The sequence below is a fragment of the Candidatus Nanopelagicales bacterium genome (assembly GCA_028687755.1).
Classification (GTDB): domain Bacteria; phylum Actinomycetota; class Actinomycetes; order S36-B12; family S36-B12; genus UBA11398.
This window is the reverse complement of sequence record JAQTZL010000012.1, coordinates 44561-69036: the sequence shown is the minus strand read 5'-3', so window position 1 is coordinate 69036 and position 24476 is coordinate 44561. Positions and strand designations below refer to the sequence as shown.

Annotated in this window: 20 protein-coding genes; 13 read left to right on the top strand and 7 right to left on the bottom strand. The window is 52.6% G+C overall.

Translation table 11 applies throughout. The features are described 5' to 3' along the window. Nucleotides 1–157 precede the first annotated feature (157 nt). Both PHN51_11545 and PHN51_11540 read right to left on the bottom strand, forming a co-directional pair. Nucleotides 158–1438, bottom strand: coding sequence for a hypothetical protein (locus PHN51_11545; GenBank protein MDD2819411.1), 1281 nt, complete (start codon nt 1436–1438; stop codon nt 158–160). Continuing rightward, nucleotides 1435–2550, bottom strand: a complete 1116-nt coding sequence (locus PHN51_11540) for a PP2C family serine/threonine-protein phosphatase (protein MDD2819410.1) — start codon at nt 2548–2550, stop codon at nt 1435–1437. The genes PHN51_11545 and PHN51_11540 overlap by 4 nt, the downstream gene beginning before the upstream one ends. A 144-nt stretch (nt 2551–2694) precedes the next feature. Between PHN51_11540 and PHN51_11535 the strand changes: the two genes are divergently transcribed. The 5 genes from PHN51_11535 to PHN51_11515 are packed head-to-tail and all read left to right on the top strand — an operon-like array spanning nt 2695 to nt 10342. Continuing rightward, the gene (locus PHN51_11535) at nt 2695–4098 is read left to right on the top strand and encodes a cytochrome ubiquinol oxidase subunit I (GenBank protein MDD2819409.1); all 1404 of its coding nucleotides are present in this window, start codon (nt 2695–2697) and stop codon (nt 4096–4098) included. Between the two features lie 20 nt (nt 4099–4118). Then, the gene (cydB, locus tag PHN51_11530; GenBank protein MDD2819408.1) at nt 4119–5144 is read left to right on the top strand and encodes a cytochrome d ubiquinol oxidase subunit II; all 1026 of its coding nucleotides are present in this window, start codon (nt 4119–4121) and stop codon (nt 5142–5144) included. 41 nt (nt 5145–5185) lie between these two features. Next, nucleotides 5186–6853 carry a thiol reductant ABC exporter subunit CydD gene (cydD, locus tag PHN51_11525; protein MDD2819407.1) on the top strand — a complete coding sequence of 556 codons (1668 nt, stop codon included), beginning with the start codon at nt 5186–5188 and terminating at the stop codon, nt 6851–6853. Then, nucleotides 6850–8616, top strand: coding sequence for a thiol reductant ABC exporter subunit CydC (cydC, locus tag PHN51_11520; GenBank protein ID MDD2819406.1), 1767 nt, complete (start codon nt 6850–6852; stop codon nt 8614–8616). The genes cydD and cydC overlap by 4 nt, the downstream gene beginning before the upstream one ends. A 37-nt stretch (nt 8617–8653) precedes the next feature. Beyond that, entirely contained in the window at nt 8654–10342 is a 1689-nt protein-coding gene (locus PHN51_11515; protein ID MDD2819405.1) for a GAF domain-containing protein, read from the top strand. Between the two features lie 3 nt (nt 10343–10345). Here the strand turns inward: PHN51_11515 and PHN51_11510 are convergent, their stop codons facing one another. Together PHN51_11510 and PHN51_11505 are read right to left on the bottom strand one after the other, a co-directional pair. Then, a complete protein-coding gene (locus PHN51_11510; GenBank protein MDD2819404.1) occupies nt 10346–11014 on the bottom strand; it encodes a response regulator transcription factor in 669 nt (222 codons plus the stop codon). 15 nt (nt 11015–11029) lie between these two features. Further along, a complete protein-coding gene (locus PHN51_11505; protein MDD2819403.1) occupies nt 11030–11848 on the bottom strand; it encodes a maleylpyruvate isomerase family mycothiol-dependent enzyme in 819 nt (272 codons plus the stop codon). A gap of 47 nt (nt 11849–11895) precedes the next feature. Between PHN51_11505 and PHN51_11500 the strand changes: the two genes are divergently transcribed. Next, a complete protein-coding gene (locus tag PHN51_11500) occupies nt 11896–12696 on the top strand; it encodes a carbon-nitrogen family hydrolase (protein MDD2819402.1) in 801 nt (266 codons plus the stop codon). On the opposite strand, the gene PHN51_11495 is transcribed toward PHN51_11500, so the two are convergent. Together PHN51_11495 and PHN51_11490 are read right to left on the bottom strand one after the other, a co-directional pair. Beyond that, complete coding sequence (locus tag PHN51_11495) at nt 12686–13426, bottom strand: L,D-transpeptidase family protein (GenBank protein ID MDD2819401.1); 741 nt, start codon at nt 13424–13426, stop codon at nt 12686–12688. The genes PHN51_11500 and PHN51_11495 overlap by 11 nt on opposite strands. Continuing rightward, complete coding sequence (locus tag PHN51_11490; GenBank protein MDD2819400.1) at nt 13423–15432, bottom strand: cytochrome c oxidase assembly protein; 2010 nt, start codon at nt 15430–15432, stop codon at nt 13423–13425. Before PHN51_11490 ends, PHN51_11495 begins: the two co-directional genes overlap by 4 nt. Before the next feature lie 129 nt (nt 15433–15561). On the opposite strand from PHN51_11490, the gene PHN51_11485 reads away from it, so the two are divergent. From PHN51_11485 to PHN51_11460, 6 genes are all read left to right on the top strand, one after another. Next, nucleotides 15562–16071 carry a DUF6069 family protein gene (locus tag PHN51_11485; GenBank protein MDD2819399.1) on the top strand — a complete coding sequence of 170 codons (510 nt, stop codon included), beginning with the start codon at nt 15562–15564 and terminating at the stop codon, nt 16069–16071. Next, nucleotides 16068–16973, top strand: a complete 906-nt coding sequence (locus tag PHN51_11480) for a decaprenyl-phosphate phosphoribosyltransferase (GenBank protein ID MDD2819398.1) — start codon at nt 16068–16070, stop codon at nt 16971–16973. Before PHN51_11485 ends, PHN51_11480 begins: the two co-directional genes overlap by 4 nt. A gap of 1 nt (nt 16974) precedes the next feature. Further along, a complete protein-coding gene (locus PHN51_11475; protein MDD2819397.1) occupies nt 16975–18339 on the top strand; it encodes an FAD-binding oxidoreductase in 1365 nt (454 codons plus the stop codon). Nucleotides 18340–18363: 24 nt separating this feature from the next. Next, on the top strand, nt 18364–19122 hold the full coding sequence (locus PHN51_11470; GenBank protein MDD2819396.1) for a decaprenylphospho-beta-D-erythro-pentofuranosid-2-ulose 2-reductase: 759 nt from the start codon (nt 18364–18366) through the stop codon (nt 19120–19122). 99 nt (nt 19123–19221) lie between these two features. Further along, nucleotides 19222–20796: an MFS transporter gene (locus PHN51_11465; GenBank protein ID MDD2819395.1), complete on the top strand. Its 1575-nt coding sequence runs from the start codon at nt 19222–19224 to the stop codon at nt 20794–20796. Nucleotides 20797–20831: 35 nt separating this feature from the next. Further along, the gene (locus PHN51_11460) at nt 20832–21803 is read left to right on the top strand and encodes an aldo/keto reductase (GenBank protein ID MDD2819394.1); all 972 of its coding nucleotides are present in this window, start codon (nt 20832–20834) and stop codon (nt 21801–21803) included. Between the two features lie 18 nt (nt 21804–21821). Here the strand turns inward: PHN51_11460 and PHN51_11455 are convergent, their stop codons facing one another. Next, nucleotides 21822–22925 (bottom strand): AI-2E family transporter, encoded by a 1104-nt coding sequence (locus PHN51_11455; GenBank protein ID MDD2819393.1) that lies wholly within the window; start codon nt 22923–22925, stop codon nt 21822–21824. A gap of 27 nt (nt 22926–22952) precedes the next feature. On the opposite strand from PHN51_11455, the gene PHN51_11450 reads away from it, so the two are divergent. Further along, nucleotides 22953–24476: an MFS transporter gene (locus PHN51_11450; GenBank protein ID MDD2819392.1), complete on the top strand. Its 1524-nt coding sequence runs from the start codon at nt 22953–22955 to the stop codon at nt 24474–24476.

The window sequence follows — 24476 nt, the reverse complement described above, 5'->3', positions numbered from 1 at the left end:
ACAACGCCATGAACTGAATCTGACGCGCAGAAGGGCGCCGTCCCGAAGAACGACGCCCTCTAACTTTGTCTGTCATCGCAACCCCTGCACTACTCAGGTGTTGCATCGACCCCTAGAACCCAAGATTGCGCCTGGGCCTTAACTTTTGTGTGAGGTGCTAACCGATTTTGACCGGTGCGGCGGTTGCGACCTTGTTGCCAGTCACAGCCTTACAACCTTCAAGCAGTGTGCACATCTGCGATGCGCCTTTCACAGCGAATGACTGTGGCTTTTCGGTATTGCTATACACAACCTGGAATGGCTTGCCACCCTTAGTGAAGTTGCAGGTAGTGGCAGCTTTCTTGCTATTGCAACCATTAAAGGTTGCGCCAACGATCCAGTCCTCAAGTGAGGCATAAGCCTTTGAGCCAGGAGTGTTGTCAAACATCTGGATGCCCCAAAGATCGTTATAGGTTTCCCAGCGGTACCAGTACACGCGTGAGATACCAAGATCAAGCGCGTCAAGGTATGTACGCGCTACCCATGAAGCGGCTTTTTCGCCCTCGATATCAACATCGGGGTTCTTAGGGCCAGGGCCCTTGAGACCGAAGTTATTTTCGGTGTCCCAGAACGGAAGTTTTGGTGCACCTGCTTGCTTCAAAGCCTTCACATAGGCAAGAGCTAACTTGGAGCGATCAAGTGGTGTTCCCAAACTTGCTGGGTAGGTATGTGCACTCCATACGTCTACTGGCCAGCCCTTTGCCTTGAGGCCAGCTAGGAAAGCTGGATAGAACTTCATGAACGCACCACTCAAGCGAGTGCCGGTGCTTGGTGCGACAACCGTTGCGCTTGGATCAATGCGCTTGATGATGTCGTAAGCGCGCTTGGTGAGGTCGGCCATCTCTGAAGCTGAACCAGTCGAGAAAGTTGAAAGGTTTGCTTCATTCCAAGGCTGATATGACGTAATCTTGCCCTTGTAGCGAGTCACAACTGCGGTGACCCACTTGTCCCACCAGCTGAAATCCTTGGGCATGCCTGCGGCACCTGGCACAGGCAAAGCTGCTGGGGAAGGATCGTCACTGGCCCACGCCGGAGTGCCTGCGAGCACCATCAAAATGTCATTGACGCCTTTTGATTGGGATGTGGCTACAGCCTTATCCAACGTGGTCCAGTCAAAGTTGCCTTGGGTCTTCTCAATATTTGCCCAACTGGTTTGGTTGTCCCACAGGCGAAGCGCACCAATTGGCACGGTTGCCCATGAGCCAATTTCAGCATTTTGAATATGCATACCAAACAAACTGGCGGGAATGACTTGACCTTTGAGGCCCTTCACCGCAGATGATGGAGCGGCATTAGCCGCTGGAGCAATGATGGTTGCTGCCAAGGCAGCACTGGCAAGAACTGCAAGTGTGTTTTTCAGACGCATGCGTCCAATAGTCGCATCTTGGGCGGATTTCACGGAAATACGCCACGTGAATTTCCGGTGGCGATCATCACGGTGAGGTCGTCGTTCCAAGGTGCATGACGCAATCGCGTCCGTGCAATGAGCGAGTCCAGCAATTGTTGGGACTGAACGTCCGTAGTTCGTGAAGAGGCACGAACCCATTCCAGAACCTCTTCTTCTCGCGAGACATCTGTGAGTCCATCCGTCGCGGTGAGCAGCATGGCATTTTCCCGAAGCGGAAGTTGGCGCGAAGTCCACGATCCTTTGAGATTGCTGAGTACTGGACCTGTGGGAAGCAGTTGTTCGATGCCTTCATCATTCGCAAGAATCGCAAACGGTGCACCGCATGAGCAGTACTCCACTGAATCCTCAGTAATTACAGCCATGAATAAGGTCAGAAACATTCCAGATTTCCAGCGATGTCGAGCCAAGGCATAGGCAATCTGGGGCAAGTCAACGAAAGAAGCCAATGCAGTCGCCACGATTGCCCGACTTTCAATCGCCATCACGCCAGCCTGAACACCATGCCCGCTGACATCAGCAATTGCTATGGCTCGTGAGCCGTCCTTTCGTTGAGCAGCCCACCACCAATCGCCAGCGATGACACCTTCGACCGGTTGGCAATATCCAGCGACTCCGGCTACCTCATCATGATTGCGATCGAGAGAGTCTCGGACTGCACTGACGGTGGGCGCTTCAAGGGTTAACGCTAAATCGGAGTGTGTAGCGACTTCGATCTGTGCCACGAGTGAACGTCGCAGTTGTTCGGCATCGATTGCGACATCACGAATCTCAATTGGACCATACGGAGAAATAATGTGCTCGTGATTGACTCCGGCAAGATGGAGATCTTTGCGCAACCTGCGCAAAGGCTCACGGACATGAGTGACTAAAACACGCAGAGTTATTCCGATGAGCGTGAGTAACAGCACTGATTCAATGACTACTGAAATCCGCAACGTGCGTTTGGCGCTCGTGACCGCGGAGACAAGCCAGTGATCGGCTTGGTCAAGGTCCGCTGAAATGGCAGTGATATGTAGTTCATCGTCAATCAGTAACCCTATGCAGAGCAGTACAACAACCATTGATATGCAAGCAATCCAGATCGACCAACGTTGCAAACTCACCTGTGCACCCCCGTGCCCGCCGTGTTGCAACAGACCGTAGATGAATTCGGGCCCTAAGTAGGGACTTTGGTCCCCTTTTGGGGGCGCAAATGCCAAACAAAGCGCAATAGCGTTACGGCATACACCAATGTGTGAAGAGGCGACATGAATCTTGATCTAGCCCGCTGGCAATTTGCGGTCACCACCGTTTACCACTTCTTCTTTGTGCCGATCACTCTTGGCACTGTCTGGTTTGTGGTGGGCTTTCAAACAGCTTGGTACCGGACCGGTAAAGAGAAGTACCTCAAACTGACGAAGTTCTTTGGAAAACTCTTTCTCATTAACTTTGCCATGGGTGTGGTCACCGGCATTGTTCAGGAATTCCAATTCGGAATGAACTGGTCGGAGTACTCACGCTTCGTGGGCGATGTCTTCGGAGCACCGCTGGCAATGGAAGCGCTGCTGGCATTCTTCTTAGAATCAACATTCTTGGGATTATGGATCTTTGGTTGGGATCGCTTACCAAAGAAGTTGCACCTTGCCACCATCTGGGCAGCAGCAACAGGAACGTTGTTGTCGGCATTCTTCATTCTTGCCGCGAACTCGTGGATGCAACACCCCGTCGGCTATGAGATTAGTGTCGATACAGGGCGAGCAGTTCTCACGGACATTGGCGCCGTACTTTTCCAAAACACTTCAGTACTCGCATTCACACATACGATTTTCGCTTCCTTCTTGGTCGCAGGAGCATTCGTCGCGGGTATCAGTGCCTGGCATTTATCCAAGGGTAAAAATGTTGAGGTGTTCCGAAGTGCTGTGAAAGCTGGGGCGTGGGTCATTCTGGGCGCAGCCGTGGCTGTTTCAATCTCTGGAGACCTGGATTCGAAACTCATGGTCGAGCAACAACCAATGAAAATGGCTGCAGCTGAGGCGCTATATGAATCGACAAGTTCAGCACCATTTTCGATCCTGAGCATTGGAGATGTCTCTGGCCAGAATGCCACTCGAATTATCGAGGTGCCGGGCCTACTTTCCTTTCTGTCGACAGGATCATTTGATGGCAAAGTCGAAGGCATCAATGACATTCAGGCGCAATACGTTGCTCAATATGGCCCAGGCAACTACGTGCCTTATGTCCCTGCGACGTACTGGGGCTTCCGTTTGATGATCGGCCTTGGCATGATCTCTGCGCTTTACGCCCTGTGGGTGTTGTGGCGCTTTCGCGGCGGTCGCACCGTTCAGAGCAAGACCTTTGCGTGGATCAGCGGGCTCATCACCCTCTTCCCACTCTTTGGAATTTCCGCTGGCTGGATCTTCACTGAAATGGGACGTCAACCTTGGATTGTGTTCGGTATGCAAAAAACTGCCGATGCGGTCTCACCGTTAGTGACATCAACTGAGGTATGGATTTCCTTTATCGGTTTCACGCTGATTTATGCAGTCCTGGCGATCTTTGAATTGCGATTGCTCTTGAAAGCAATCAAGGCAGGTCCGCCTGAAATCGCTACTGAGGATCCTTTTGAGGATTCCAAGAACGATTCCGACAAGCAGCTCTACTTCGCTTACTGAGTTTGGATTGAGGAACTGACATGGATCTTGTAACCGTCTGGTTCATTCTGGTCGCAGTGCTGTGGATCGGCTATTTCGTTCTCGATGGCTTCGATCTTGGCGTGGGTATGTTGTTGCCCATCATCGGGAAGAACGACGTCGACCGTCGTGTCATGGTCAACACTATTGGTCCAGTCTGGGATGGCAATGAGGTGTGGTTGCTCACTGCAGGTGGAGCAACCTTCGCTGCTTTCCCGCTTTGGTACGCCACGATGTTTAGTGGCTACTACCTTGCACTGTTCCTCATTTTGCTCGCGTTGATCCTTCGTGGAGTGGCTTTTGAATACCGTGGCAAGAAAAATGATGTGAAGTGGCGCCGAAATTGGGATGCTGCAATCGTCGTTGGATCCGTGGTCCCGGCGCTCCTATTTGGTGTGGCTTTCGGAAATATCGTTGGTGGGTCACCAATTGATTCAATTTCCAACAATGCTGCTGATGCAGGAACCTTTAACTACGTAGGTAATTTCTTTGATCTCTTGAACCCTTTCTCACTCGTCGTCGGATTGATGACCCTGACCGTTTTCGCAACGCACGGAGCAATATTTCTTGCACTGAAAACGTCAGGTCCCGTTCGCCAGGCTGCTCGAGGTGCGGCCTTGAAGATCGGCATCATTGCCGCAGTGTTCGCCGTCGTTGCCCTGCTTTGGGCACAGACCTTCAGCGAGCGCGTAGCGGTTACTCTTCCGCTGGTTCTCGTAGCTGCGGTGTTGTGGCTCGGAGGGTTGGCTGCAACGCTGCGTCAGCGCGATGGCTGGGCATTCATTCTGAGCGCTGCCACAATCATATTTGCCGTTGCCGCATTGTTCTTGGGTCTGTATCCAAACGTCATGCCAAGCAATATTGATCCGGCCTTCAACCTGACGGTCTTCAATGCATCGAGTCAGTCGTACACCCTCACGGTGATGACCATCGTCGCGCTGATCATGACTCCGCTCGTGCTGCTGTACCAAGGTTGGACCTATTGGGTATTCCGCAAGCGCCTGACCTCGGAGATGATCCCACGCTGAGCTCATTAGTGCTCAGCTCACGAATCGACGAGAATACGTAAGTGAGACCTGTTGACCCGCGCCTGTTTCGATACGCAAAGAGTTCGCGCCGCTTTCTGATTGCAGCGATCATCATCGGGGTCGTCACAGCGATCGTGGTCATCGTGCAAGCGCGATTGCTTTCTGGTGTCATTGTGGATGTCAGTTCAGGGGGCGCCACATGGAGTCAGATTTCAACTGCCGTCTTATGCCTTGGTTTGGTGTTTGTGATCCGTGCGCTACTGCACTGGGGAGCGGAGTTGGCGGCATTTCGTTCTTCAGCAGTCGCAAAGCAGGAGTTGCGCGCCGCGGCAATAGGTCAGATTTTGAAAGCCGGCCCTTATGGCCCTGCGGGCACTGACCCAGGAGAAACAAGCACGTTACTTACTCGTGGCATTGATGGGCTTGATGCCTATTTTGCTAAGTACCTGCCGCAGTTGATTTTGGCAGTTGTGGTTCCTCTGGCAGTGCTGGCAACCTTGCTCGGTGCGGACATATTGAGCACGGTGATCATTGCCATCACGATTCCGTTGATTCCCCTGTTTATGGCACTCATCGGGATGTACACCAATTCCAAAGTAGAACGTCAATGGAAAACATTGGGTCGACTTTCGGGTCACTTCCTTGATCTCGTTGCTGGCTTGCCAACACTCAAAGCTTTCGGGCGTGCTCATGCACAAGAACGAGCCATTCGCGCGATTGGCGAGGAATACAGACGTTCAACAATGAGCGTTCTACGTATTTCCTTTCTCTCATCTCTCGCGCTGGAACTTCTCGCCACACTGTCCGTTGCTTTGGTTGCCGTGTCTGTTGGCTTACGACTTGCCGAAGGCCAGATCGCCTATCGCACTGCTCTCTTTGTACTTGTGTTGGCACCTGAGGCTTATTTGCCCTTGCGACTTGTTGGGCAACAGTTTCACGCAGCGGCAGAGGGTTTAGGTGCAGCGGAGAAAATCTTTGCGTTGATTGGTGATGAAGAACCAGTTGAATCATCGAAGTCGAAAATCACGGAACCGATTACTGCTCTAGTTGTTGACGCAGTCTCGGTGAAGTTTGGCGAGCATCAGGCTCTCGCCCCGGTCTCGTTCATCGCTCGTGCGGGAAGCATTACGGCCATAGCCGGGCCTTCTGGCGGCGGCAAGAGCACACTTCTCGCATCGATTATGGGTTTTGTTACTCCAGTAACTGGAAGCATTTGGATGGAAGGTGGTCAACGCCATGGGATCGTTAACACTGATCATGAAGATTGGTTCGGTCATATTGGATGGGTTCCACAACACGCGTCCTTAATATCAGCGGATCTCACACCACAAGCATCACTGCGAGAGCTACTTACGCTTGGTGTATCCAATGCGACAGACGATCAACTTGTCTCGGTGCTGGGCGACGTTGGGCTCAATCAAGAGTTTCTTGAAGTGAACAACGGTCTTGATCGTCAGATTTCAGTGCACAGCAGCGGTGTTTCAGTCGGACAAGCACAGCGCATTGCATTGGCACGGGCCTTGGTTCGTAGACCAAGAATCTTGCTCCTTGATGAACCAACTGCTGCACTCGATGCGGCGAGCGAACATAATGTTCTTGAAGCGCTGCGTAAGGAAGCAGCCCGAGGTGCAATCGTGATTGTTGTAGCCCATCGCCCGGCAATGCTTGAGATTGCTGACACGGTTGTCTGGGTCGGTGATCACTCATGACTTCACGTAAACCGGTGCGAAACCTCTGGCGTGCAATGCGGGCTCAACGTGGTGAGTTAAGCGGCGCAATTGTTCTGGGATTTCTTGCATCAGCCAGCGCTGTAGCACTCCTTGCCGCTGCAGGATGGTTAATCGCGACTGCAGCAGGTGCTCCACCCGTGTTAACTCTCACGGTCGCGGCAGTCATGGTTCGTGCCTTCGCACTCGGACGTGCGGTGTTTCGCTACTTCGAGCGCCTTGCTGGTCATGACGCAGCCTTTCGAGGCCTTGTGGGTTTGCGCGTATCGGTCTTCACGCAACTTGAGCGACTTGCACCAGCGGGTTTGACGCATTTTGGTCGCGGAGATCTGCTGACTCGACTCATCGGCGATGTCGATTCAGCTGTTGATTTGCCGTTGCGTGTTGTGCTGCCCTGGTCGCAAAGCATCTTGGTCATGCTTGGCACCGTTGCTTTTCTGTGGTGGCTGATGCCTGGTCTTGCGGCGGTCATGGTGTGTTCTGGAATTCTCGGATTGGCTTTGGTGCCGCTATTAATCGCAAGGGTCACTGCGCGAGCGGAAGCACAAGTCGCGCCTCAACGCGCTGAACTCGCCAGTTCTCTAGTCACGGCATTCTCAGCAGTTGCTGATCTCAATGCGTTTGAAGCCTCTCCTCGGGCTGTTACACAGTTGTCGAAGATTGATGCAGAACTCACGGCGTTAAGTCAAAAATCAGCAGCGGGGCTCGCTCTCGGTGGAGCACTGATCACCTTGATCCAGGGGATCACCGTTATCGGCATGATTTGGGCAATTACTCCTGCGATCACCGCGGGGGATGTAAGCCCAGTGTGGATTGCAGTAGCGGCCCTACTTCCACTCGCTGTGTTTGATGTGTTGGCTAACTTGCCAAGTGCTGCCGCTGCGGTACCTCGCGTTCGAGGAAGTGCAGAGCGCATTGAGGAACTCAATGATTTGCCACCGCCAGTCACGACACCTGCGAAACCAGCGGTATTGCAACGGGGCTTTCAAGGGCTCCAAATTCGCGACTTGAATGTGTGGTGGCATCAGGGTCAAACCCCTGCACTGACCAACGTGAGTTTTGAGTTGGCGCCTGGCGAGCAGCTCTACATCGTGGGTCCAAGCGGATCCGGAAAATCCACTCTGGCAAATGTCCTGATGGGGTTCCTCTCGTACTCAGGATCAGTCCGCATGAATGGCACGGAACTGCGTGATGTAGATCCAGATGTGTTACGTGAGCACGTGGGACTCTTGGCACAGCGTGCTCATATGTTCAACACCACAATTGAAGAGAACATCACCTTGGGTCGACTCGAAATTTCTGAGGAGGCAGTGAACAGAGCCATCGGTGGTGCGCATCTTGAAGGATTTGTGGCGCGTTTACCTCAGGGAGTTCGATCACCAGTTGGCGCTTTTGGAACCTCAATCTCAGGTGGAGAAGGTCAACGTCTAGCGTTAGCGCGACTCACGGTAGAACCGCGAGAGTTCGTCATTCTCGACGAACCTACTGAGCACTTGGATGCACAATCAGCTCGCGCGGTGGAGTTGGCGCTTGTATCTCAATTTGCACAATCCACTGTGCTCACGATCACGCATCATCTACTCGCAATCCCTGATGATGCTCATGTCATAGAGCTGATGGATGGTGTCGTGACATCGCAGGGAACGTGTCGGGAACTTCGTGCTGGTTCAGGTTGGTTTTCCGAGCAATGGCGGTCGCAAAATGAAGTTGCACTCGTTTCCTCCGGAAAACTCTTCGATCGATGAGCATGCGAGCAATGGCTCAAGGCATGATGGGAATGTGATGGACAAGACGGACTCGGGGCTCTTTGCTGCTTTCGTTGGCATTGCTGGTGGGCTTGAACTTGCATCGACCCTGCGACGAATAGTTCAGGAAGCTGTTGAACTGACGGATTCCACATACGGGGCTCTCGGCGTTTTGGGCATCGATGGCGAAGTAACGGAGTTTATTCATGTTGGCCTTGATCGTGAGATTGCTGAAAATCTCGGTCAACCTCCCCAAGGAAAAGGAATTCTCGGTGTGATTATTGAGGATCCAGTTGCTTTGCGATTGGAAGATCTCAGTGCGCATCATGCATCAGTTGGGTTTCCACCCGGTCATCCACCGATGCACAGCTTCCTTGGAGTTCCGGTACGTGTGGGTGGTTCCGTTTTCGGTAACTTGTACCTCACGGAAAAGCGTGGTGGTGCATTTTTCACGGAGGAAGATGAGCGTCTTGTCGAAGCACTTGCTGCGGCAGCTGCCGTAGCAATTGAGAATGCGCGCTTGTATGAATCAAGTCGTCGACGTGAGGAATGGCAGCAAGCCGTTGCAGATATCGCTACTGCAGTGCTCTCATCAGTGGATGGTGAGGAAGTAATCCCACTTTTGGCACATCACGCTCGAGCGATTTCTGGCGCGGATGCATGTGTTGTCGCGCTGCCAGATAGCACTGGACAACTCATCGCAGAAGTAGTCGAGGAGTATGACGCCTACAAGATATTCCGATCACCTGATCCGCGTTGGGCAGTGCACAGGAGTCGTCAGCGCACATTGCGTTCGCCCGCCTTTGATGGACTTGCACAGGAGTGGATTGGCCGAGAGATTCCGGTGCACTCACTGCTTCATGAGGCAATGAAACAGAAACAGACCTTGCGTCAAACTGGTGCACTTTTGAATATCGATCAACCGCGCACGTTCGGTTCGATAGTTGCGATTCCCATGGTGAGTGATGATGAAGCCATAGCGGTGTTTGCGCTTATCTGGGATATAGACGTCATGAATCCAAATCCAGATGCGTTGAAATCTGTGGAAAGTTTTGCCGCACAAGCGGCCGTGACACTCGTGCTTGCTGAATCGCAACGTGAACACGAACGTCTGGCGATTTATGAAGATCGCGATCGTATTGCGCGCGATTTACACGACTTGGTTATCCAGCGTTTATTCGCAACGGGAATGTCGCTGCAGGGTACATTGCGATTGGGTGATGTCAGCGAAGGGGTGGAAGACCGCATCTCGCGAGCCGTCGATGAACTTGATGAAACCATTCGTGAAATCCGTCAAACAATCTTTGCCCTTCATGAACCAACAAGCGGCCCCGCTTCTGGAGTTCGCGGTCGGGTATTACGCGAAACAGCTCAATCTGGTGCACTGCTTGGCTTTGATCCTTCAGTGAGATTCGTTGGTCCGGTAGATTCACTCGTGAGCGACCGAATAAGTGAACATCTCATCGCTGCACTCCGTGAGGCTCTGTCTAACGCTGTGAAGCATGCGCAAGCAAATCGGATTGATGTGATGGTTGAAGTTGATCCGGCAACAGTGGTGTTAATGGTTACCGATGATGGTGTCGGCATCTCTCCAACTGGCCCATCGCGCCGTTCAGGTGTCGCCAATCTTTCCGCAAGAGCGCAAGAGTTAGGCGGTTCATGCCTTATGGAACGCGCGGCAGAACATGGAGGTACGCGCTTGGTTTGGCGAGTGCCTCTTGACTGATGGTCAGGAGTGCTTGTGTAGGTCTTCTGCAGCCATGCGAGCGGCAAGAGCGGCTGCTTGTGTTCTACGTTCCATGCCCAATTTTGCAAGCAAGCTAGATACATAGTTCTTTACTGTTTTTTCAGCGAGGTGCATTGCCTCACCGATTTGTCGGTTCGTAAGTCCGTCACCGATGAGAATCAAAATCCTGCGCTCTTGGTCCGACAACCCCTGCAGCCGCTGATCCTGATGTTCACCTTGGCGCAAACGGTCTAGCACGCGCTGCGTTGCCGTGGGGTCGAGCAATGATTTCCCGGATGCGACATCACGGATTGCAGACATTAAGTCGTTTCCGCGAATTTCTTTTAACACGTATCCCGAAGCACCCGCCATGATCGCGTCAAAAAGCGCTTCATCATCGGCGTAGGAGGTGAGCATCAGACAGCGGACATCGGGGAGATCAGAGCGAATGTCTCGGCATACTTCAACACCAGTTCCATCTGGCAGTCGCACATCAAGTACAGCAACGGTTGGGCGAGATGCAGGAATTCGTGTTAACGCTTCGGCTTTAGTCGAAGCCTCTCCGACAACTTCCATGTCGCTTTCCAAATTAATGAGATCTGCAAGTCCGCGCCGCACAATTTCGTGATCGTCGAGGAGAAACACTCGGATTGGTTCAGTCGGGCTCGCCATAGATGCCATTGTGCCCTAGGACGTGATCGCCATTTTGGCAAGGAGTCGGCCGGCGAGTTCAGCGTCGCCGTCAATCTTGAGTTCAGCCTTCAGGGCGGCATCGTTGGAACGACCTGTAAGGAGTGGAAGAAGTACGCCCCACGCACCCTCAACCACAACAGTCGGAGTCTGATCCGCAGTCAGATTCGCCCGACCGTCATCATCGATATTGACTTGCGTGGAGAGCGTAAATGGAGAGGTAATGCGTATTTCTAACGCGGAGCCGATTGGTGCTTGGACGGTTTTCGCCCAGGCTATTGGCAGCATTTCCATTAATGACTGCGCCGAAATCTGTGCCGCTGGGCTCTCGAGCCCACCTGGTTGGCCGATGGCAGTGCGGATATCTTGGCCGTGAACCCAGGTGTCATTGATGCGCATCTCAAATGATTTTTGCAGAGTCCAGTCAGTGCCAGTAGGCCCCTTGACGAGTGATGTGAGGTCATGGGAACCAGACATCAATTGAGTTTGACGTTGGGCGATGACCTCATCAAATTCATCGAGTAACTCCGCCAGGTTGTGGTTTCGGCGACCATCAACACCAACTTCAGTCACGCGACCTGAACGCCCTAGTTCTGGAAGTGATTCCCAGTCGGGTTCGTGGTCCATAGGTGGCTGCCCTGACATCAACCATTCGATGTCGATGATGTGGGCGAAAATATCTTGCACGTTCCATGCACTACACCCAGTGGGCAGAGCAAGTTGCTCAGGTGCCAGATCGGCGACGATCTCTCGCACTTCCAGACTGGCCGATAGCCAAGCAGTGAAGAGATCGTCGAAGGTAAGAGAGGAATGCATGGTGCGAACATTAACCGCAATTGATGGGTTGCACTTAGGCTTTGGTGATGCCAGTGAACGTTGCTTTAGTGCAGCTAGATGTTTCCAGCCGAGAGTCAGTTACTGCTCGCATCGCTCGAACAGTCGAGCTCATCAATGAAGCAGCACAAACAGCAGATGTGGTTGTGCTGCCAGAGCTATGGCACGTAGGCGCCTTCGACATTCCTGCGGCTGCGCAATTCGCCGAGTCTGCAAGAGGCCCACTAGTGACATTGATGAGTGAATTAGCAGCAAGCAACGGAATCTGGTTACACGCGGGCTCTTTTGCCGAACGAGATACTTCCGGAAATCTCTACAACACAAGTGTGCTTATTGATCCAAATGGGGAAGTCATTGCGACCTATCGCAAAGTGCACCTCTTTGGTTTTGATTCCGGTGAGGCGGCTGTGCTCACTGGGGGCAATGAACTTGCTGTTGTGCAAACTGTGCTGGGAAGTACGGGTTTGAGTACGTGCTATGACCTCCGCTTCCCCGAACTTTTCCGACTCCTTGGTCAACGCCATGCCACAACCGTGATCGTCAGTTCCGGCTGGCCAGCGGCGCGTATTGAAGCTTGGAATGTTCTCGTTCGTGCGCGCGCAATTGAAAATCAATGCTGGGTCATTGCATGTAATGAAATTGGTGTGCAAGGTGATGTGGTTTTGGGTGGATATTCCCAGGTTGTGAATCCCCAAGGCGATGTCGTTGCCATGGCTGGAAGTGACGAGTGCATTCTTTATATAGATGTTGACCCAGAAATGCCATTGCGCGTTCGCGAGGAGTTTCCCGTGCTGCGAGATATTCGTATTACTGGTTCAGTCATGAATTGAAATCTTTCGCAAGCCCAATCACGACAACCGGGTGAGCTGAAGGCTCAAGCCACTGAAGTAGGGCACGCATGACATTTCTTTGCATACTCACGCAACCGGCTGTAGGGATGCCTTTTGAGACGTGCAGAAAAATTCCGCCACCCCGATGAATATTTGCATGCGATGTTGCTCGATTCACGCCATCGTGGCCTTGAGCGATCGGGCCTGGAGGTTGATTAAAGCTCGTGGTGATGACGTAGTCATATTGCGGACCTAGCTGCCACAGATGTTCAACGTATTTCCCGTACGTTGCCCAGGTTCGGTCAACGCTTTGAAATACGTTGTAGGTACTAGGAACCTTGGGGTTATAGGTCCAGGCATCGTTGTGATCAACGCGCGTATACGCCATTTGGGTGCCGGGATTAGTTTTGCGACCAAAGGCTGTGAGAAGGTCAAACGTGCCCATGGGGGTAGTGCCACTTGACTGCACTCGCGCGACACCCGGTACCAACCCTGATCGCCCTAAAAATACTGCAGCGGGTGACTGAATCAAATCCCATTGACCATTGACTCGTTGATACGCGCGAAGCGTGCCTACCGTTGCGGATCGGTGGGTTGCGGTGACAACGACAACTTGATCGCTCGTAGTTATGGCGTTTAGCCATTGAAGCTGTTGTGCCTCTGCTGGTGTTTCTAAGAATGCAATAGGTATCGCGAGGGCAACGAATATCGCGGCAACTCGCTTGATCATTGGGAGTTGTGTTTGTCGTATTCAGCCAAGCGTGCAAGACGCTCGTTGTAGGCATTCATTTCCGCATTGCCATCCCGATCGGCTTGCCTATCGTTGCGCTTGGATTCCCGGTCATCATTTCTAGCCCATTGGATAGCAATGATGATCATGACAAGCACGGTTGGAATTTCTGCGAGAGCCCAAGCGATTTGGCCGCCCGTTTCAGAATCCGCAACTAGATCAGTCACCCACGGCGGACGAACGATTGAATACCACTCTGGTGCCAAGGACAGATCCGTACTCATCATCAGAATCACGGCGAAGAAGCCATGGACCGAAATTGCCATGAGCAGCAACATGAAACGGCCCCAGTACGGCAAAGGTTTTGGCCTTGGGTCGATGCCAATCACGATCCAGTAAAAAAGATACCCGGCGAAAAGAAAATGCATTTGCATATAGATGTGACCAACGTGGCTACCCATCAACCATCCAAATGCTGGCGTCAGGTAAAGGCCGTACAAACCAATAACGTAAATGAAGAACACATAAAACGGATTCGTCAAAATCTTTGTTGGCCAACTGTGCAAAAACCACACCAGCCATTCGCGTGGCCCACGGTCGTTGCCATGACTTGGCTTAATTGCACGCAATGCCAGAGTTGCGGGTGCACCCAGTACCAACAGAATTGGTGCAAGCATTGCCATGGTCATGTGCTCTGTCATGTGCAATGAAACGGAAACTTGTGAGTACATCGCGATACCTGAATTCGTGCACCAGATCACGACGCCAATCCCCAATAGCCAGGAAACGGTTCGACCTATTGGCCATTTGTCGCCACGGCTACGTAGGCGGGCGACGCCAAAGCAGTACAAGCCGGCTGCGATCAATGAACCTGTGAAGAACAGGGGATCAAGACGGAACCCAAGCATCACCGAGGAGATCGTTGGCGCTGGCGGATAACCAAAGCCAAGGAGACTCTCACCAAGCGAACTGAATTGCGTTTCAATTCGAGGGGGCGCAGATGAAGCCAGAGCAACGCCAAGTGCAATTGCAATACCCATTGCCAACAATTCAAGCGATGCCACGCGAGCAAATACCCATGTGCGGCTGGTCGATAACGAATTGGAAATTCTCGAGCGAATGATCCAGGCAATGGTTCCCAGTGCGATGAGTACGATCAATTTTGCAACGGTGATTTGACCATATCCAGTTGTGATCAACTGTGAAATTGAATCAAGGCGGGTATAGGCATTCGCGAGTCCACTTACTGCAACCAAGATAAATGCAACAAGGGCGATCGAAGAAAACCGTTGGACTGCTTTGTGAATAGGGAAGTCTTTGCGTGCCGCATGAATTGCGAGTGCGAGTAAGCCGCCGATCCATAAGAATGCGCCAAGCACGTGGGCAATGCCTGCTGTAAGTGCCAGAGCGTGGTCACCTAAACCCGCGCCGTGTCCACCCAATGATGGAAGTGAGGCTGCAACTAGCCCGACAACTAGCCAGCTGAGTGCAGCGCCTGTTGTCGCGCTGACCAAGGCGCCAACACCGATGACGAGGGCGAGTACTGAGACCGCCACAAGTGCACGTGTCAGGGGTACCTCGTTGGCGAAGGTACCGATGACCTGAGGGTTAAACACTTCACTGAGTGGTAGCCCGAGGATGTTTGCCAAGGCAAAGATCATTTGGGTGATGGCCAAGAACGCCCAAATAAAGGCAGCGATGGCTGCACGCATGAGGTCACGGCGACCAGCGGGCGAGACCACCCCGCCCTTACCGGCCGGATCCAAGATGCTTGCGGCCAGGAGCCAACCAATCGTGGCGATAGCGGCGAGATCTGTGAGGAGTCGAAGGATTGGGGTTCCCCAGACCACCAGGGCGCCCGGGTCGGGTAGCCCAGGGGCTGGAACGGAGTAGGAGCCCCCGGAAATCACGAGGGAAACCATCAAGACACTCACCATCGCAATGACCAAGGAAACTGCCACCAAACCCAAGGGGGTCGAAGGTGTTTTTACGGTGGGCTTGGTCATTCCTGATGCTCCTGATGCACCCCTTGACCTTACGCCGAACCCTCGCATTGTTGCGAGGGGATGGGGCAAGGTCACATATTGGGCAATCCACCTCCCGCCAATACAAGCCGCATTCGACACAATGGGTCCATGACCTCCCGTCCGTGGCTGCGCTCGGTGACCCCGATTGCACCCCCAAAGGCGCTCAACCCCAAGGTCCGGTTTTTGCTCTACGCGGGGCTTGTGACCGGGATTTGGTCTGGCCTGTTGAGCCTGATCGTGTTTGGGATCGCTGTGCTCTGCGGTGTGCCTTTTGATGTCAGTCGATCGCAAGATGCAGACCCCACGTCATTGTCATGGGTATTCGTACTCCTCATGCCGGTGGCTGTCGCACTTGTTGGAGCACTCTTGTCAGGTCTAACCCTTGGTCGTCGTTTTGCAAAACGAATCGTGTTTTGGATAGGGACTCTGATTGCTCTGGTGTCACTTGCAGGACCGATCATGCAGCCGGAATCCGTGCTTTGGTCAACACGAGTGTTGCTGATCGTGATGCATGTCATCACGTGGTTCTTAGTGGTTCCTCAACTTGCCCGAATCGTGGGTGATTCCGAGCCACGCAATAGTGAGATTCGAACTTTTGATCTTGGCGTGAGCGCATGAGCACAGACATGAAGCAGCGCTCAAGGCTAACTGCAGCCTTCGTTGCATTACGACCACGACAGTGGCTCAAGAACGTTTTAGTTTTTGCGGCACCGTTAGCAGCCGGTTCAGTTTTCGAAGTTGACGTGTTCTGGCCAACAGTGGGCGCCTTTATTGCATTTTGTTTAGTATCGAGTTCAACATACTTAATCAATGACCTACGAGATATTAAGAATGATCAGCAGCATCCAATAAAGCGTTTTCGCCCGATTCCCGCAGGAGAACTTTCCCCAGCAGTAGCAACGGTTATGGCCGCAATGCTGGTTGTGGCTTCAGGAGTTCTCGCGTTTGCGATTAGGCCAGAGCTCGCAGGTGTCATCGGGATCTACTTTGTCTTCACGCTTTCGTATTCACTTGGGTTAAAGCATGAGCCAGTCATTGAACTTGCGCTGCTCTCCATGGGCTTCCTTTTGCGGGCCGTCGCCGGCGGTGTTGCATCAAATCTTCCTATCTCGCAATGGTTCTTAATTGTCGCTGGTTTTGGATCCCTGTTCATGGCAGCAGGTAAGCGCTATTGCGAGCTTGCTTGGCTAGAAGCAGCTGCTGACGATCAGCCGAAAGTTAAGCGCAAGAGCCTTGAGGGTTACACCTTGAGTTATTTACGATTTGTCTGGGGAACTGCGGCAGCGGTAACCATCACGGCATATTGCTTGTGGGCATTTGAAGTAGGTGCGGCACCATCAACCCTGCCCTGGGCACAATGGTCAGTGCTCCCTTTCGTTTTAGCCATCTTGAGATACGCAGTGGGCATCGATAAAGGTAAAGCCGAAGCACCCGAAGATGCCGTACTGCACGACAAGGTGTTGCTGATTCTTGGCTTTGCTTGGATCGTGCTCTTTGGTCTCGGCGCGTTGGGAGTTTGAAATGACACAGTCACTCTCGCTCACTCACGGTGAGCAACTTCTTACTGGTTGGGGTCGCACCTGCCCAAGTTCTGCACGAGTCACTGAGTGCTCATCGGTTGAGCAAGTACAGGTAGCCATTCGTGCGGCCGGGCCACGTGGCGTTCTAGCCCGCGGATTGGGGCGTTCTTACGGCGATGCGGCTCAAAGCGGTGGGGCAACAGTCCTGAATTTGCGGGCGATGAATTCCATTTCATATGACGCGAAAGCGGGAACTATCACCGCTGGTGCAGGCGCAAGCCTGGATGCGATCATGCGCGCGACAGTCCCGCAAGGTGCATTTGTACCTGTAACTCCGGGCACTCGCATGGTCACAGTTGGTGGAGCCATTGGCGCCGATGTGCATGGCAAGAACCACCATGTTGATGGAACCTTCGGATCGCACGTGAAGTCATTGACTCTTGTTGATGGCGCTGGCGAAGTGCGTGAGCTAACCCCTGAAGGCGCAACTCAAGAACAGTTTTGGGCAACTGTTGGTGGCATGGGGCTCACGGGCGCCGTCACACAGGCAACTTTTGATGTCATCCCGGTCACGAGTTCACTGATCAGCGTTGATACCGAGCGTGTGAACGATCTTGATGAAGTGATGTCGAAGATGGTCGCAGGCGATAATAAATACCGCTACACCGTTGCATGGATCGACACTGTTTCACCAAGTGGTCGAGGGGTAATTACCAGCGGAGACCATGCTCCAATAGAGCAACTGAATGCAAAGCAGAAAAGTGAAGCACTCGCGTTTGATCCCAAAGCGATCGCCACAGCGCCTTCAATCATTCCGGGTGGGTTGTTGAACAAACTCACCATTCGCGCATTCAATGAAGCGTGGTTCCGCAAGGCACCAAAGTCGCGCACTGATGAACTTCAATCGATTGGCGCCTTCTTCCATCCACTGGATGGTGTTGCTGATTGGAATCGAATCTATGGGCCTCGGGGCTTCCTGCAATATCAATTCGTGGTGCCTGATAGCGCCGGACACCTCATTCGCACTGCACTAGATCGGCTACGCGAAGTTGGTGCACCGAGTTTCCTCACTGTGCTGAAGCGATTCGGCGCTGCAAATCCTGCGCCATTGTCTTTTCCGCAAGCAGGTTGGACACTTGCCGCAGATGTGCCTGCAGGCATTGATGGGCTAGGTGCTGCTCTGGATGAGTTGGATGAGCTTGTCGCGAATTCAGGAGGGCGTCTGTATTTGGCAAAAGACTCTCGTCAGTCACCACAAATATTTGCACGGACCTATCCACGGTTAGGTGAATGGCAAAAGGTTCGAGATGCTCTAGATCCGCAAGGTGTATTCACATCAGACCTTGCTCGCAGACTTTCTATTTAGTACGTCACTTATAAAGGGGAACACATGAACGACGCTCTCGGTGAACCACAGTCAGTACTCGTACTGGGAGGATCCAGTGAGATTGCATTGGCAACCGTTAAGGCGCTGCCACACCGCCGCCTGCGTCGCGTAATTCTTGCTGCGCGCCCTTCAGCTGCCCGTGACCTTGCAGTTTCGACATTGACCGCCGAAGGTATTTCAGGAGTTACGGCTGTTGACTTCGATGCCAAGAGCACGGATTCACACAGCGCTTTTATTAATGAAATCTTCGATGCAGGAGATATCGATATCGTGCTGTTGGCGTTCGGTGTTCTTGGTGATCAAGAGGCTGCCGAAGCAGATCCTGCTCTGGCTGTAGAAATCGCAACAACGAACTACACAGGTGCCGTAAGTATTGGCCTTCACGTTGCTCGTCGATTGCGTATACAAGGGCATGGTTCACTCGTTGTGTATTCAAGTGTTGCCGGTGACCGCGCTCGTCGTTCGAACTTCATCTACGGTTCAACGAAAGCTGGTCTCGATGCCTTCGCGCAAGGGCTCGGTGATGCACTGCACGGAACTGGTGCTCATGTGCTCGTTGTTCGCCCGGGAATGGTGCGTACAAAGATGAGTGCGGGATTACCTGAAGCACCAATGACAACCGATGCCAGCGTAGTTGCTGACATCGTGGTGAAGTCGTTGCGTAGGGGCAAGGAAACCGTATATGCGCCTGGTCCTTTGCGCTTTGTGATGGCGGGTCTTAAGTCAATGCCACGATCGGTATTTCGCAAGCTTCCTCGGTAAGGCTTCGATAAGCATGATCCCTTTGTGATCTTGCTTACTATGCGGGTTACTTTCGCAAAGGCTTGAGCGCCCGTGTGTGCTTCGTGCCAAACTGCGAATATGTCGCAATCAGCTCACCTGGGTCACCCACGCCGGTGGCTAGTGCTGATTGTGTTGTGTCTTGTACTGGTGACAGTCACGATGCAGGTGTCAATTCTGAATACTGCACTACCTACCTTGGTGCATGAACTTGATGCATCGGATTCACAACTTCAATGGATCGTGGATGCCTACATCGTGGTGTTGGCAGGGCTCACGCTGACCGGCGCAGCAATTGGTGACAAGTACGGCCGAAAGAAAGCGTTGCTCCTGGGTCTAGTGCTCACAATGATCACTATCGGTGGAGCTTCAATGGCTACCGACCCAACTCAATTAATAGTGTGGCGCGCATTGATGGGCGTGGGAGCTGCACTCACCATGCCAGCAACACTGTCGATCTTGGTTGATGTGTTTCGCGAGAAGAAGGAACGCCGAAAGGCCATCGCCTACTGGTCGCTGATGAATGCAATCGGTTCCTTCATCGGGCCGATCACGGGAGGCTTACTTCTGGCTTGGTTCAGTTGGCAAGCGTGCTTCATCGTGAACCTGCCAGTGCTCGCTATCACCGTGGTGTTGTGTGCGCTCCTAGTTCCGGATTCATATGACCCGGACACTGCACGCTTTGATTTACTCGGAGCCCTCTTTTCTACGGTTGCGCTGGCAACCCTCATTTGGGCAGTGATTGAAGCTCCTGGCCACGGGTGGACGAGCCCACCAATCCTTGCTGGCTTCGCAGTTGGATTCCTGTTCGCCTTGTTGTTCTTTTGGTGGGAGAACACGACGTCTTCACCAATGTTCGAACTGACACTCATGAAGAATCGTCAATTGAGCGCCGCAGCGGTCACACTTACCTTCGCGTTCATTGCGATGTCAGGTGCAATGTTTTTGGCAACGATCACGTTGCAACTCGTAAAAGGATATTCGCCACTGCAAGCCGCGATCGCTACCTCTGGTCCCATCGTTTGCGTGAACCTGCTCGTTGTACCTCGAGCACCATGGATCATGCAAACCTTTGGGCTGCGGCGCACGATTGCCTTTGGCACAGCGATGACAGGTGTTTCCGCATTAGCAATGACTGCAACAAGCGCGACCTCCCCATATTGGATGCTTGGGTTGGCCTTTGCATTCATGGCGACATCATTCAGCGTATTTATGCCTGCCAGTACAGAGGCCATGATGACTGCGGTACCACCAGATAGATCAGGCGGCGCATCGGCACTGAATCAGATCACGCGCCAATCGGGACAAGCCCTTGGTATTGCGCTCCTGGGAGGTATTGCCACCGTTGGTTTCCAGAGTCGATTCAGCCAATCAGCAGATTCAATTCCAGGTCTCACACCTGAACAACTCCAAGGAGCTGATGCATCGCTTTCGGCAGCTGTGCACCTTGCTGACACGCTTCCGATCGAGAGTCATCAAGCACTCATGGAGGTTGCGGGAACTGCGTATCTCTACGGCATGAAGATTGCTTTGATCGTGGCAGCAGTTCTCGCCTTCTCTGGAGCGATATTCGCTGTCCGGTCGATTCCTCATCGCATCACACATGTTGGTGACGTGGAAGAAAGTTGGGACGAAGAACAGGATTATGCGAAATGATGGGTAATCAATAGGTGAGATGAAAGTGGGCCGCTGTGCGTTACACCAAGTTGGGCAACTCAGGACTATCAGTTTCAAAAATCTGCCTTGGCGCAATGAGTTTCGGCGCCCCTGATCGTGGGCCTCACGCATGGACGATGAATGAAGATGACAGTCGCGTCATCATCAAGAGCGCACTTGAAGAGGGAATCAATTTCTTTGACACAGCTAACGTCTATTCAGCGGGTAGCAGTGAAGAGATCCTCGGTAATGCACTTAATGATTTTGCAGATCGAGATGAAGTAGTGATTGCGACCAAGCTCAACGGCGCGATGCGAAAGGATGCAAATGCAGCCGGTCTTTCTCGCAAGGCAGTGATGACAGAAATCGACCATAGCCTGCGTCGACTTGGTACGGACTATGTAGACCTTTATCAGATCCACCGTTTCGATCGACGCACGCCGGTTGAAGAAACGATGGAAGCTCTTCACGATGTTGTGAAAGCAGGAAAAGTTCGTTACATCGGCGCATCCTCAATGTATGCCTGGCAGTTTTCGAAGATGCAATACACAGCAGAACTCAATGGCTGGAGCAAATTCATTTCTATGCAAGATCACTACAACCTGCTGCATCGCGAAGAAGAACGCGAAATGCTGCCATTGTGTGTCGATCAGGGTGTTGGTGTAATTCCATGGAGCCCGCTGGCGCGCGGTCGACTTACCCGCCCTTGGGACACGGTGAGTGCTCGCAGCGAAACGGATGAGTTTGGGCAGAGCCTGTATCACGACAGTGACAAGGCCATTGTTGAACAAGTAGAAGCGGTAGCCCATCGCCATGGAGTGCCAGCAGCGCAGGTTGCTCTCGCATGGGTGTTAGCAAAGCCTGGAATCACATCACCGATTGTTGGCGTGACAAAGCCTCACCATTTATCTGATGCAGTCGCCGCACTCGATGTGAAACTGACGGAGGATGACATGGCGGCCCTCGAGGAGCCTTACACGCCTAGGGCCATCGCGGGATTCCAATAACAACTTGGCTTGTGTTGCCTACTGGTCAATCTGTGCAGCGACATCGGCGCGCACAGAGTGTCGAGCATTGTTCGCTTCACCCAACGCAATGATCATTGCGCAGACAGGTACTGCAAGCAGGGCACCTGCCACTCCAAAGAGAGCTGCGCCAAGCATGACTGATGCGAATGCAACGGCTGGGTGCACATTCACTGCGCGTGCGCTTATTTTAGGTTCGATGGTGAGGTTTTCAACTTGCTGGTACACCAGTGCCCAAGCCAAGGCCATGACACCGATCCATGGGTTGGGGCTAAGGAAGCCAACGATTGCAGGGAAAATTACGGCGATGTAGGTACCAATCGTCGGAACAAATTGCGCAACGATGCCAACCCAAATTCCAAGGGCAAGCCATGAGGGCATACCGATGATCCAAAAAACCAGGGCAGTGGAGGATCCATTGATTGCTGCGAGTAACACACGCGCAGCCACGTAACCGCCAACTTTGTCTTGGGTGATCGTCCACACTTGCATGGCACCTGCCTGTGCCTGCTGTGGAAAGAGCGAAGCAAAGTATTTCTTGAAGCGCGGGCCATCTGCTGAGAAATAGAAAGTAAACAAGCCAAAGGTAAACAGGCCAAAGACGCTGCCGACAACCGATCCAAGAATTCCTAGAACGCCACCTAGAACCTGTGTGGCGTAAGAAGCGACGTCATTTGGTGTCAGATTCAGTTGGTTCAGCACATCTTGTGGCTGGTAGTTTGAATTGAACTTCTCATTGGCCCAAGCAATTACCTGATCAATGAGTTCAGGTAAGGCCTTGATCAATTGTGCAATTTGATCGACGAAGAGTGAACCGAAGGCAAGAGTGAAGACGACCATGAAGGCAATAACCATGCCCATAACTAACAAGGTCGCTAGGCCGCGCTTCATGTGTTTTGCGAAGCGACGGACAGCCGGCTCCATTGCAATCGAAGCGAACCAAGCCATCAACAAGGTGAAGAGGACCGAGCCGCCATCTTCCATCAGGAATTTGACGAACAGGGCTACCGCAACAACGCCGAGCACCACGAAGCCGATCTGCCAAATATTTCGCGGATCGAGCTTGATGGTGGTCTTGGTCGGGGTGGTTGGTTCCTCACTCATGAGGAAGACCCTATATAGAGTGCCGGCATGAGACAGGTCAACCGCTGGGCAGTGCTGATTGTGCTGTCATCAGCACTGGCAATCATTTCCCTGGATAACACGATCGTGAATGTCGCCTTGCCAAGGTTACAGGAGGATCTAGCGGCTACCACCTCACAATTGCAGTGGGTGGTCGATGCCTATTCAGTGATGTTTGCCGGCTCCTTACTCCTAGCTGGCTCGCTTGGTGATCGGTTTGGGCGCCGAAAGATGCTGATTCTTGGATTATTGATTTTCACGGCGGGCTCATTGCTGGCTATTTTCGTGAACCAGGCAACCACCCTGACCCTTTGTCGAGGGCTCATGGGTATGGGTGGGGCCTTCATCATGCCTTCGACTCTGAGCATTTTGGTTCAGGTATTCAAAGAGCCCAAGGAGCGGGCTCAGGCAATTGGTATTTGGGCGGCGGTGGCTGGGCTAGGTGTAGCAATCGGCCCCATCGTGGGTGGTCTCTTACTCGAACATTTCACTTGGCACGCGATTTTTTGGGTGAATCCACCTATTGCGGTAGCGGTGATCGCAGCGGTGTTGATTTTTGTTCCTGAATCAGCGGACCAGTCCAAACCTCGTCTGGACCTGGTCGGTGCAGTGTTATCCGGCCTTGGCCTTGTTGCTCTCGTTGTAACAATTATCGAATTGCCTGAAGCAGGTATCGAGGCGTTCACCGTTACAGCTGCTGTGTGCGCAGTTCTTTTCTTAGTTGGATTCGTATTGTGGGAAAAGCGCGTGTCACGCCCGTTGCTACCGATGCAGTATTTCAAAGAGCGATTGTTTTCGACTTCAATCGTGATTGTCGCACTTGTGTATTTCGCACTTATGGGTGCGATGTTCTTTCTTCCACAATTTTTACAACTCGTGAAGGGAATGTCGCCACTTCAGTCAGGTATTGCAGTGTTACCAGGTGCTGGCGGCCTACTCCTTGCTTCACTTGTGAGCCCAAAACTTGCCGAGCGGTTCGGCACCCGCAGGCTCGTGGTTATTGGAATGTCAGTGGTGACAGCTGGAATGCTCGCCTTTAGTTACCTGCAGACAGACACCGCGTACATCTTTATTGCAGTCGTGTTTGGATCTATTGGTGCAGGTCTTGGACTCACGTTGCCCCAGGCAACAAATGGCGTTCTGGCCTCAGTTCCAGCAGAGCGGTCGGGCATGGGGTCAGCCGTCAATGATGCTATGAGCGAGTTGGGCGGATCGTTTGGTGTCGCAATTCTGGGTGCGACCATGTCGATTTTCTACCGACAAAATATTGAACAGGCAATCTCTAATGCGGGAGAAAAAATTCTGCTCCTTCCGCCGCATGCGATTGAGGCGGCCCGGGAGTCTCTCGCTGCAGCATCAATTGAAGCAACACGCATTCCGGATGCAATTGGAAAGGTGTATCGCGATGTTGCTGGCCAGGCATTTGTTACTGGAATGACGTGGGCTTTATTTATTGGGGCAATTATTACTTTTGCGGGCGTTCTGATTGCTTGGAAATTCTTGCCACAACATGTCGAACGTATTGAGGAATAG